The organism is Chitinophaga sp. 30R24 (assembly GCF_049056765.1).
Taxonomy (GTDB): domain Bacteria; phylum Bacteroidota; class Bacteroidia; order Chitinophagales; family Chitinophagaceae; genus Chitinophaga.
Genome location: NZ_JBJGXX010000009.1, coordinates 67,608 through 79,824, shown reverse-complemented (window position 1 = coordinate 79,824; position 12,217 = coordinate 67,608). Strand labels below are relative to the sequence as shown.

At 42.7% G+C, this 12,217-nt stretch carries 11 protein-coding genes and 1 riboswitch; of the genes, 8 read left to right on the top strand and 3 right to left on the bottom strand.

Going from position 1 to position 12,217, the window contains the following annotated elements; genetic code table 11:
- Positions 1–149 precede the first annotated feature (149 nt).
- Positions 150–752: a CGNR zinc finger domain-containing protein gene (locus ACDQ55_RS16980; RefSeq protein ID WP_420982649.1), complete on the top strand. Its 603-nt coding sequence runs from the start codon at positions 150–152 to the stop codon at positions 750–752.
- A 217-nt stretch (positions 753–969) separates the two neighbouring features.
- Positions 970–3,144: a bifunctional alpha,alpha-trehalose-phosphate synthase (UDP-forming)/trehalose-phosphatase gene (locus ACDQ55_RS16975; RefSeq protein ID WP_420982648.1), complete on the top strand. Its 2,175-nt coding sequence runs from the start codon at positions 970–972 to the stop codon at positions 3,142–3,144.
- Here ACDQ55_RS16975 and ACDQ55_RS16970 read toward each other — a convergent pair whose 3' ends face one another.
- A complete protein-coding gene (locus ACDQ55_RS16970; RefSeq protein WP_420982647.1) occupies positions 3,145–4,926 on the bottom strand; it encodes a glycoside hydrolase family 15 protein in 1,782 nt (593 codons plus the stop codon).
- Positions 4,927–5,073: 147 nt separating this feature from the next.
- Here ACDQ55_RS16970 and glk point away from each other — a divergent pair, with 147 nt between their 5' ends.
- Positions 5,074–6,129, top strand: coding sequence for a glucokinase (gene glk / locus ACDQ55_RS16965; protein WP_420982646.1), 1,056 nt, complete (start codon positions 5,074–5,076; stop codon positions 6,127–6,129).
- Positions 6,130–6,139: 10 nt separating this feature from the next.
- Positions 6,140–6,211, top strand: a riboswitch (Fluoride riboswitch).
- Between the two features lie 41 nt (positions 6,212–6,252).
- Positions 6,253–7,536 (top strand): voltage-gated chloride channel family protein, encoded by a 1,284-nt coding sequence (locus ACDQ55_RS16960; protein ID WP_420982645.1) that lies wholly within the window; start codon positions 6,253–6,255, stop codon positions 7,534–7,536.
- A 432-nt stretch (positions 7,537–7,968) separates the two neighbouring features.
- Here ACDQ55_RS16960 and ACDQ55_RS16955 read toward each other — a convergent pair whose 3' ends face one another.
- Positions 7,969–8,493, bottom strand: a complete 525-nt coding sequence (locus ACDQ55_RS16955) for a hypothetical protein (RefSeq protein WP_420982644.1) — start codon at positions 8,491–8,493, stop codon at positions 7,969–7,971.
- Between the two features lie 321 nt (positions 8,494–8,814).
- Between ACDQ55_RS16955 and ACDQ55_RS16950 the strand changes: the two genes are divergently transcribed.
- The 4 genes from ACDQ55_RS16950 (at position 8,815) to ACDQ55_RS16935 (ending at position 11,584) form a co-directional block, all read left to right on the top strand.
- Entirely contained in the window at positions 8,815–9,093 is a 279-nt protein-coding gene (locus ACDQ55_RS16950; RefSeq protein WP_420982643.1) for a hypothetical protein, read from the top strand.
- 96 nt (positions 9,094–9,189) lie between these two features.
- Positions 9,190–9,705 (top strand): FUSC family protein, encoded by a 516-nt coding sequence (locus ACDQ55_RS16945; RefSeq protein ID WP_420982642.1) that lies wholly within the window; start codon positions 9,190–9,192, stop codon positions 9,703–9,705.
- Positions 9,706–9,762: 57 nt separating this feature from the next.
- Positions 9,763–10,593, top strand: coding sequence for a phosphatase PAP2 family protein (locus ACDQ55_RS16940; protein WP_420982641.1), 831 nt, complete (start codon positions 9,763–9,765; stop codon positions 10,591–10,593).
- Positions 10,594–11,095: 502 nt separating this feature from the next.
- Positions 11,096–11,584: a hypothetical protein gene (locus tag ACDQ55_RS16935; RefSeq protein ID WP_420982640.1), complete on the top strand. Its 489-nt coding sequence runs from the start codon at positions 11,096–11,098 to the stop codon at positions 11,582–11,584.
- Here ACDQ55_RS16935 and ACDQ55_RS16930 read toward each other — a convergent pair.
- Positions 11,573–12,217, bottom strand: coding sequence for a phosphatase PAP2 family protein (locus tag ACDQ55_RS16930; RefSeq protein ID WP_420982639.1), 645 nt, complete (start codon positions 12,215–12,217; stop codon positions 11,573–11,575). The two genes, ACDQ55_RS16935 and ACDQ55_RS16930, sit on opposite strands and share 12 nt — an antisense overlap.

Below are 12,217 nucleotides of genomic sequence, written 5' to 3'. Positions count from 1 at the left end.
AATTAACTGATTTTTAAATATTTAAATTCATCTACTTCATGTGTTGTTTTAAGATGATAAAAAGCTGTTTTTATCCTTATTTTTGATTAACCAATAAAATGTATTTTGATGGTTAAAAATAAAATGTACCTTCATTACAAATGATGTGTATGTCTATCGAAAAGTCTGTTACCACCCTTCGTTTGGAAGGCAGCATATTATGCCTCGATTTTATTAATACGGTTGAAAACCGGAAGAAAGCAGCGCCTTACGATTACCTCAACAGCTTTAAAGATTTGTTGAAATGGTATGCGCATACCGGTGCCTTATCTCCCAAAATAATCCATACTTTGGAACGGTTGGCGAAAGATTACCCACAAAAGGCAACCATTGTTTTTGACAAATGCAAACAGTTGCGTGAATTGTTGCATAGTATTTTGTCGCGTTTGGTTGCAAAGAAATCTCCTCTTCCGGAAGATCTTTTGTTATTTAACCGGTTTATCAGTGAAGCGTACGCAAGCATTGAAATCAGTTTTCCAGCAGGGCAGGGGCTGCTACAATTTAATGCACCGGTATTGGAGCAGGTATATTGGTGGTTAATAAAATCTGCAGTGGAATTATTTATTTCCCCAATGGTAACGGGCGTAAAGGAATGCCCCGGTTGTGGATGGCTTTTCCTGGATAAGAGTAAAAATGGTTCCCGTAAATGGTGCAGTATGCGTACTTGCGGAGATGTAAGCAAGGTAAAGGCGTATATGCAGCGGCAGCGTTAATACTTAACAAGACAGTACCTTTGTTTTCCCCCTGATAATCTGTATATTACCAACTCACCCTTATCCTGCTCTGGATAATTCCCTGTTGAAGAACCCACAACCTGGTAGCAGTATTTTATTTATTTATATATGTAGGTTCCGCTCTTTTGGGTGCATTTTTTGTTTTGTTGTCGCTGCCTGTTGAAAATAATTAGATAATAGATTATATAAACTGACTATGCGAAAAACCATTATTGTATCAAACAGACTGCCTGTAAAAATTTCTGAATCCAATGGTGAATATATCATGCAACCTAGTGAAGGGGGCTTAGCCACTGGGCTGGGTTCTATTTACCGTGAAGGAAATAATATATGGATAGGCTGGCCCGGGCAGGAAATTTCAGCAGAGAAAAACCAGGAAAAAATAACCCGGCAACTACGTAAACTAAACCTGATGCCGGTTTTTCTGACGCAAGAAGAGATTAATAATTTTTATGAAGGCTTTTCTAATGAAACACTGTGGCCTGTTTTCCACTATATGGCTGTTTATGCACGCTATGAGCAGGATTATTGGGATGCCTATTATGAAGTGAATAAAAAGTTCAGGGACATTGTTTTAAAACTTGCCGCTCCTGGCGATATTATCTGGATACATGATTATCAGTTATTATTATTGCCTGGCATGATCCGGGCAGAAATGCCGGAAATCTCTATCGGCTTTTTCCAGCATATTCCTTTCCCTTCCTTTGAGCTATTCCGCTTGCTTCCCTGGAGGGCTGAAATATTAGAAGGCATGTTGGGGGCCGACCTGATGGGTTTTCATACGTTCGATGATACTCGCCATTTTCTGAATGCCGCTAATCGCATCTTGCCAGTGAACACTTCGGCCAATGTTGTATCGTGGAACGACCGCGCTATTGTGGTAGAAACATTTCCTATGGGTATTGATTTCAACAAATATGCAGCACTGGGCAACAATCCGGAAGTGCGTAAACAGGTCGGTTATCTCAAAGATAATTTCCAACATGAGCGGATGGTGCTTTCTATAGACCGGCTGGATTATAGCAAAGGCATTCTCCAGCGTTTGCAGGCATTTGAGCTATTGTTGCAGCTGCAACCTGAATATGTTGGGAGGGTAGTACTATATATGATTGTGGTGCCTTCACGCGATACGGTACCCCAGTATAAAGAACTCCGTGATGAAATTGACAAATTGGTGGGAAACATTAACGCCCGTTTCCGTACCCTTGCCTGGCATCCCATCCAGTATTTTTACCGTTCTTTTCCCGTGGAGATATTATCAGCGCTCTATAATTTTGCCGATATCTGCCTGGTTACTCCAATGCGGGATGGGATGAACCTTGTTAGCAAAGAATATGTGGCCAGCCGTAATAATAATGATGGCGTGCTGATTCTCAGTGAGATGGCCGGGGCATCTAAAGAGCTAATAGATGCCCTTATTGTAAACCCTAATAATATCGGGGCTTTTACCCGCGCTATTGTAGATGCCCTGAATATGCCACTGGAAGAACAACAACGACGCATGAAACAGATGCGTGCCATAGTGGCCAAATTTAATATTCACCATTGGGTGAAGTTATTTATGACACGCCTGCAGGAAGTGAATGAAATGCAACAGAATATGCTGGCCCGCCGTGTGAACCAGGAAACCGCCGTTTTGATCCGCCAGCAGTACCATGAAGCTAAAAAAAGGATTATTTTCCTGGATTATGATGGTACGCTGGTTGGTTTTCAACCTAATATAGATATGGCTTCTCCAGATCCAGACCTGTACCAGTTGCTCAGAGAGCTGTCGGCTGTTCCTGGCAACGATATTGTGATGATCAGTGGTAGGAAGCATGAAACATTGGGAGACTGGTTCGGTCATCTAAAATTAGACCTCATTGCAGAACATGGCGCCTGGCAAAAAACCAAGGAAGGAGAGTGGTACCAGTTACCTGGGTTAACAGATAAATGGAAAAAAGAAATCCTGCCCATTATGGAGTTAGCCACCGACCGTACTCCCGGTTCCCTGATAGAAGAGAAAAGTTATTCCCTGGTATGGCATTACCGGAAAGTGGAATCCGGGTTAGGAGAGCTGCGTGCTAATGAACTGATGAGTACCCTCCGTTATTTCACCGTGGAAAAAGGTTTGCAGGTATTGCCCGGTGATAAAGTAATAGAAGTGAAGAATGTAGAGATCAATAAAGGTAAAGCGGCCCTAAGCTGGTTAAATCATAAGAGGTACGATTTTATGATGGCTATGGGAGATGACGTAACGGATGAGGATATCTTTAAAGCGCTTCCGCCCAAAGCCATTACAATTAAGGTAGGCAGCCAGGTTTCGGCTGCACAATATTACCTCAGAAGTTATCATGAGGTCAGGCATTTGCTCCGAACACTAAAGCAGTAACTACAAAAAAATCGGTGTGTCCAATTTCATTGCAATGCGGTAGGCGGCATTCATCAAACCTACATGGCTATATGCTTGGGGGAAGTTGCCCCATTGGCTGCCGGAATCGGCAGCTACATCTTCACTGAACAGCAGGAGGTGGTTGGAATATTGTAGGAGTTTCTCAAATTCGCGTTGGGCATCTTCTAATCTGCCTACGCAGGCGAGTGCTTCTACATACCAGAAGGCGCAAACAAGGAAAGTGGTTTTGGGCTTACCGAAATCGTCTGAATGGCGGTAGCGGTAAAACAAGCCTTCCGGTGTTTTGAGTTCTTTTTCCAATGCTGAGAGATGATCTTTAGCCCGGTCTGAGTGGGGATCAAGATAATTCATCATGATCAGTTGCAGCGTGCTGGCGTCGAGGTATTCGCTGCCTGCGGCGTTGGTATATACTTTCCTTACGGGGTCGTAACAGCTTTCGATATGGACTGTTGCCCTTTCTTTGAGGGCGAGCGCTTTTTGCCGTAATGCTTCATTGCCGATAGTGCGGGCCATTTTTTCAGCGGCTGCGCAACCGGCCCATTGAAACAGGTTCGTATAGCAATAGATGTTAGCCATATTCCTAAATTCCCAGATGCCTGCGTCTTTTTCGTCAATGGTTTTTTCTATCTTTTTCAAGAGCAGGTCTATCCATCTGTCGGAGTCTTTCCGTTCAGAGAAAATAAACCGGTGGTCGGTGTATAGGGGGAGCATAGAGATGAGCACTTGTCCGTAGATATCATTTTGAATATGCTCGTAAGCCTGGTTGCCCACCCGTACAGGCTTATTGCCCATGTAGCCATCCAGTTCGGGCAATACCCTTTCCAGCAGGGTTTTGTTACCCGTAATACCGTAGAGGGGTTGATAGCGGAAATCACCTGAAAAAGAGATATCAGTAATATAGCCGAAGTAGCGTTCCATTTCTTCGAAATGGCCAATATGGTTCAGGGCGGTAATCACATAGTAGGTATCGCGCATCCAACAGTAGCGGTAGTCCCAGTTGCGGCCACTGTCCGGAAATTCCGGTAAGCTGGTGGTGCTGGCCGCTATAATGGCGCCAGTATCTTCAAATTGGTGTATTTTGAGCACTAAGGCAGAACGGATTACATAGGGCTGGAAATAATTGGCGATAGAAGACTGCCTAATCCATGTTCTCCAATATAATATGGTTTCCCGCAAAAATCTTTCAGCGGTGCTAATCAGCGGCGCTTCCAGAGGGTGGCCATAAGTTAGCAGCAAATAACGGGTATCGTTCAATACAAAAAATTCATCCTCAAAAACATAGCTTACCGGGATATTGGTGGTGAGCCGGATGTTTTCATCGCAGCCAACAAACTCAATATGGCTGCTGCCGCGCATACGTTGCAATCGTTGGGCGCCATAATCGCACACTGGGGCACATTTTACCCGGATGCGAGGAGAGCCTTCCAGGGGTTCTACTTTTCGGATCAGCATCAAGGGTCTAAAAAATCTTTCATATTGCACAAAGCGCGGTGTGAAGTCGGTGACGCGGTAGCTGCCTTCCGGGGTGGAAATTTCGGTACAAAGTACATTGGTATTTTCCAGGTAATATTGATGGGTTGTATAATCATTTTCCGGAAGGATAGAAAATTCGCCTCCTTTATTTTTATCCAGCAGGCCTCCGAAAATAAAAGAGCTATCCATGCGGGGCCAGCAAAGCCAATCGATGTTGGTGTCCTTATTTATATGCGCCAGAAATGCACAGTTACCGATAAGTCCTGTCTCATAAATATGTCTTTCCATAAGTCCTGCCGTTTTTTGAATTACATTTTTACCTGAGAATTGTTCATCGAAACAAAAGCTCTTGCACTAATGTTCTGGCCTAACAAAGGGCTGAGTTGCAGATAATATTGATGGAATACCTTATTTTTAATACAAAGCGCCACAGCAATGCAAATATTAAAAGAACAGCATTATCTGCCGCAGTTTATAGCGCCAGTACAAAGTGGAGATACTCAAACATACTTACTGGCAGGCGACTTGGGAGGCACCAAAACGAACCTGGCGTTATTCAGTTTATGGCATGGGAAATTAGATATGATCAGGGAAGAAACATATCCTTCGCGTAATTATACCAGTTTTTCGGAGATCATACAACAATTCATTAACGAAGGAAAAGACATCCTTCCCCAGCGTATATGCGTAGGAGTGGCCGGGCCGGTAGTACGGGGCAAAGTAGAGTTAACCAATCTGGCGATGGAGGTGAATGAGGAAGAGATCAGGCGAGGGACCGGCATAGGACTGGTGTGTTTAATCAATGATCTGGAGGCTACAGCCTATGGATTAGCTACCCTGGCTCAGCAGCAGCTCATCACCTTACACCGGGGCGCCCCGGATCATAGTGGCAACATGGCGCTTATTGCACCAGGTACAGGGTTGGGAATGGCTGGTTTATATTGGGACGGCGCCTACCATCACCCATTTGCGACAGAAGGGGGGCATACCGATTTTTCTCCGAGAACAGACCTGGACATATTGTTATTTCGGTATTTACAGGATAAATATGAAATTGTAAGCGGGGAGCGTGTAGTAAGTGGACCAGGTATTTTTGATATTTATGAATTCCTGAGGGATGTAAAAGGGATGGAGGAACCTGCTGCTTTTCGTGATGTACTGAATACGGGGAATGCTTCTGCGGCCATCAGCAAGGCCGCGCTGGAAGCCAAACTGCCACTCTGCGTAAAAACGATGGAACTCTTTGTGCGCTACCTGGCGAGGGAAGCATGCAACCTGGTGCTGAAGCTGAAAGCCACCGGCGGACTTTTCCTGGGAGGTGGTATACCTCCCAAAATCGCGGCCTTACTGGAAACAGGGGACTTTTATCATTATTATATGCAGAGCGACCGTATGGCCGAATTATTATCCAGTGTACCTATTCATATCGTAAACAACGATAAAGCCGCCCTGTGGGGAGCAGCATATTATGCTGGATTATTAAAAGAATAATTTATTTTTGTGAGATACAGGAAATGGTGTCTTCCTGACCCAAACCGTCAGCCCCTGGCTGTCTGATGGCGCCTACAAATATTGAAGTGGTATGATGCCACTTAACACTGCTATTTGTAGGATATGAAACAATCTAAATACCCTTTTGAACAATTTACGGTAGCATACCAGTTATTGCGTTGGACCGTATTGGTTACGCCAGTAGCCGTGATCGCAGGCTCTTTAGTAGCCTTATTCTTATGGTTGCTGGACCTGGTTACCCATATACGCTGGCAACACGAATGGCTACTTTTCGGGCTTCCGCTGGCGGGAATATTCATTTACTGGTTATACCGCTTGGCTGGCAAGCAGGCCGACAAAGGTAACAACCTGATCATGGAGGAAATCCATCAGCCTGGAGGCGGCGTGCCTGCCCGGATGGCGCCGCTGGTATTGCTCACAACAGTATTAACCCATCTTTTTGGCGGGTCTGCGGGTCGGGAAGGAACAGCAGTACAAATTGGCGGTAGCATCGCGGGTCTGATCGGGAAAAAGCTAGGACTGCCAGCTGCAGATATACGTATATTACTAATGACAGGAATTGCTGCTGGCTTTGGGGCGGTATTTGGTACACCACTTACCGGTGCTGTATTCGCCTTGGAAGTGCTTGCCATTGGCGTAATGCGCTACGACGCGCTGGTGCCTTGTCTTATTGCCGCTATTTTTGCAGATATTGTTTGTAGCGCCTGGGGCATCCATCATACTCATTACAGTATAGATTTTAGCGGCAAGGAATTTACAGCCATCCTGCCTTTCATTCATCTCGACTTATGGTTGCTTGCAAAAGTGATTGTGGCAGGTGTAGCCTTTGGGCTGAGCAGTTATTTTTTCTCCTGGCTGATGCATAGCATTAAGGATAATGCCAAAACATATATTAAAATACCCTGGCTCATTCCTGTTATAGGTGGAGGGATGATTATTATCTTAAGATACCTGATAGGTACACCCGATTATCTCGGATTAGGCGTAACGAGTCTGTCGCCAGATGGGATAAGTATTGTAGCTGCTTTCAAGGCCAATAGTAACATCACCAATTGGAGTTGGCTTTGGAAGCTGATTTTTACGGCAGTTACGTTAGGCATGGGATTTAAAGGGGGAGAGGTAACACCTTTATTTTTCATAGGGGCTACTTTAGGACATACCCTGGCTTTAATACTGGGCGCCCCCGTTGATCTCTTTGCCGGTTTAGGCTTCATTGCTGTTTTTGCAGGTGCTACTAATACCCCAATTGCCTGCACGCTGATGGGCATAGAATTATTCGGCACTAGTCATGTTTTATATTTCGCCGTTTCCTGTTTCACTGCGTATTATTTCAGCGGACATGCTGGTATTTACAGTGCACAGCGAATAGAGGTGAGAAAACTTTAAAGGTAACTCCACCTAAAATCCAGTAAAAATCGAAAGTCGCCCCACTGAACTACAAACTTTTTTAATTCGTTTTAATGTGTTCATAAACTTCCTATAATTTATATTATGTTAAATAAAACAAACCAATTAAAACAGATAGAAACCTATACCCTAAGTTGAATTTCAGAGCATATCATTTACTCAAACCCACCGAAAGGTTTCAGCATCAACATTTCCGAATGATATCATTCATAATTGCTGCTGATTTTGAGGCGGTATTTAGCACACCGGATGGAGAGTTCGTAGACGATTATAGGCAAATAAAATTGTACTACTTCCTCCCCCGGTTGCTGAGTATAAAATCTGCTCAGATCTAGCGAAGAATTAACCGCATTAAAAAGCCAGCGGCAATCTCCGCTGGCTATGCTCGTTCAACAGATTATGCATTCATCACTATCTTACAGGACTACCGTCCATATTATAAAACAGATTTTTCACTGTTTCTCCCTTTTTAATAGTTATCCGGTAATATGATTTTTTAGACGTTTCACTGGACAAGCGTGTATACTTATCAGATTCGATAACATATCCAGGATACTCTTTCCGGATATGCCTTGAAATCTTCTCTGGTAACGGCGCATCATTTACCTTATACTGCGAAGCAATCCTTTTACCAGTTTTGTCGTACAAAGCATAGTAGGTATTGCCACCACGTTCTACACTTACAGAGTAATAATCAGGATCGCTATCAGGCCCGGCACCGCTGGAAGTAACCATCCAGTCTTCCTTGGTATATTCAGCGGGCACCGCAAAATAATCTGTAATGCTGCCATCTTTATAATCTCTTTCGGCAGCGCCTGTAACTACTACAGGTACGTTATTTTTATCAACTCTTCGGAGGTTCAAATTCTCTGCTGTCTGAGCAAATGTTGTAAAATACGCACCCATCAGTGCACATAATAATAGGATCTTCTTCATACTTAACAATTTATAGGATTGTGAGAAGGATAAAAAAAATATCCAATGTGGTTGTATAACAAGTCTATTACCCAAACAGTTCAATTGTGATGTTATCCCCCAATAAGGGATCTCTGCTTCTAATCTCTATATAAGTCAGATCTTGTCTATAACAGCGTTCTCACTTCAGCTTATAATCTTATTTTTAATATATTTTATTCATTTTTATTAACGATTTATCAATCATTAATAAAAATGAATATGTAAGTAACTTATTCTTAATCTAAAAAAATTACTTGCAAGTAACAAACAACAACTATTCTTAACCTTAAAAACAAAAAAATGAAAGCTTTAAAATTTGCTGTTATGGCAGCTGCTGCATTTGTTGGTTTAACTTCTGCTTATGCTGGTAGCCTTCGTGCTGTATTCACCTATGTTAACATAGGTAGTTCAATTTATACAAGATTGACAAATCCATACAATGCTGCGAATTGCGTAACTCCTGATCCCAATCCATGTGCTTATACAACAACTGCAAACCTGCCTACTAGGGTTACTAAACATCAATTAACTACAGCTTTTGCCTCTCCTAAAGGCGGAAATAGAATTTATATTCATTAAATAACTAGGTTCCTTCCAATTGAATAAATGGGCTGACCAAAAAGTAAAAATTGGTCAGCCCTTAAAGTTTTAAAACCAATGTTTTATCATTGCAAAATGATTCCTAAACAAAGATTAAAACGGTTGCTGATCTATGCAGCAAAATGCGTAAGCGGTGTATTACTAGTACTAGGGTTATCATGGGCAGTAGATTACAAGGATATCATCTGGATATTGATTTCCGTTATGCTGGTATTATCGCCGGATGGTTCCGATGCAGTAACCCTGGCTGTAACACGTATTAAAGCAAATGCAGTGGGAGCCATATCCGGTTTCCTATTAATCCTGCTTCATCCCAATATGATACTGATGATGTGCAGCGCAGTATTTATAACAGTGGCCATCTGCAACCTATTGAACCTGGAAGCAGCTACCCGCACGGCTTTAGCAGCTACTATTATTGTAATGACCCACGAAGCCGGAACGCACATATGGGATACAGCCGTAGAAAGAGTACTATCAGTATTGACGGGGTGCCTACTAGGATTACTCATTACCTTTATTTTTCATAACAAATACACTGTCCAAACAGCTGAAATGATTTTTCCTAAACCCGACCGCGGAGGAGAATAACAAATACAGAATTGCTCCAGAATCAGCCCCTAAGTTTGATCAAATAAGGAATGATTCATGAAGAAAATGTTATTCGAAGCGGCGGGGCTGATCATCTTTACTTTTACCTGTTCACTCCAGTCAATTGCTCAATCAATCGACACGCTTTCCACTACACCTCTTGTACTGACAGCCGATACGATCCAGCGGCCACTTATTGCGATACCCACTGTAAACCGGACTAAAACACCGGTGATAGAAATAGTTGTGCCAGCAGCTATGATCGGGTATGGCGTGCTTGCACTCAGTAATACTATGCTGAAAAATCTTAATGCAAGTACTAAAACTGAACTCAAAGAAGATCACCCCCAATTTAAAACACATATAGATAACTACCTCCAATATGCGCCTGTAGTTGCCGTGTATGCATTAAATGCGGCAGGTATTGCCGGCAAACATTCCTTACGCGACCGAACCATTATTTTGGGAATGGCAGCAGTGATCACTGCCAGTACAGTGGAAGGGGTAAAAAGATGGACACATGAAGAGCGCCCGGATGCTTCGGATTATCTTTCTTTTCCCTCCGGACATACCGCCACCGCTTTTGCGGCTGCAGAATTTCTTCGTCAGGAATACCATGATGTGTCTCCCTGGTATGGCGTAGGCGGTTACCTCGCCGCTGCTACTACCGGTGCCCTACGCATGTACAACAATAAACATTGGTTAAGTGATGTAATAGCGGGCGCAGGAGTAGGTATATTGAGCACCAAAGCAGCTTATTGGCTGTTTCCCCTGGTGCAACAACACATTTTCAATAACCGTAACAGCCATACCCAAAAAGTAGTAATGCCGTTTTATAACCCTTCTTTGCATACTGCCGGAATAGGCGTTACCTTCTTCCCACATTAACTGCCTGATAAATAAAACAGGGTAATTCAATTTAATGAAGTACTCACTTCACACAAATACAAATGTGATTTATACCTATATTATATAAAATTAAGGGATATTATTCCTAGATTATGTGGGGGTTAACCCCTAAAGCTGACGTTGGTTACAAACACCTTTTTTCTCTAACTGTGTCGCAAAGTTGCAGGATTCTTCTGAGAAATTTTGTGATCTAATTGTTAATGCGGAAAAAAAATTTATTTTTTTGTGTCAGAACTCGCTTATAAAGTTAACGTATACACTTTTATCTCGCTTTTATTAACATGTGATTTACAAAAACTACTGGCATATGCTGGTATATTAGCACTATCAAACTGATAATAAAAATCCCCCTAACCCATTATCTTATTTATGATTTATGGTCTAGCTTATACTTCATGATAAACCAACTCCCTATTTAACAACTTTCTCCTCAAAAGCTATTAATATTATGTACGTCCCGGTTATTATCTTTTTCTTTTTTATGTTATGGTATCTACATTTCAGGACAAAAAGTTTTCGCAATGCCCATTTCAGAGAAAAAAAACTAAAGCCCTTTGCAGGGGAAGATGCTATACAAGTGGCCAGAATCGTTGGTGTTTCCAATAGTGTTTTCAGTGTATCAAAATACCTGCGCAGTATCAAAAACTTATCTGATAAACGGTTTATTACAGTAGTTGTTGACCAAGTGATCACCACCACCATGGGCACTACCCGTCAAACCAGATTAATAGAACACCTGGCGCCAGGGGAAGAAAGGCGGCTTGGCCATACAGATGATATCCGGGAAGGAAAATACCAGGTATACATCGGTTATGAAATATTATGGGCCAGATATACGCCTACCCCACCCTCCTACCGGGAAAAGATACACGAACAAACAAACCCTGCTAAACTCTACAAGGAATTATTAAAACAACATCAGGAATCCCTGCTACGGGAAATGGCATCGAAGAAAGATCTACAACCCTGATTCTTCGCCCAGTTTACCGGTTATGAACGTTAACCAAACCATGGTAAAGAAAACGCCCAATACCATACCGGCAATTACATCTTCTAAGAAATGCTGGCTCAGGTACATACGGGAATAACCGGTAAGCGCAGCCAACGCGAAGTACAACCACGACCAATGCTTGTTACGGGCAAAATAAGATAACACGGTAGCAGCAGTAAAGGCGCATACGGTATGCCCGGAAGGGAAACTCCGGAAATTATCCAGCACGGTGATCCCTGGCACAAAGTATATGTCGTGCAAACGGGTAAAAAAATACCGGTGTGGCCGGGGAAAGCCTACCAACACTTTTAAACTGAAACTGATGGCAGATGTAAACAAGTAAGCAGTAGCTAATGCCCAACCTATACGTCTTTTAAATATTAATAACAACAGGGAAATCAACACGGCAGCCGACACACTGCCCAGTTCTGTTACATAGGAGAAAAAGAAGTCGCCAAAAGGCGTATGCAGCCGGTTAATATAAAAATAGGCATCCGTGCGACTTACAAAGAGCCGCGTAGTCAGCACAGCTATAAGCAATATTGCAGAAGTCCACAAAAAATAAGTTAGTTGCTGACTCACCTTCAGGAATCTTTGCAGAAAATCTTTCAC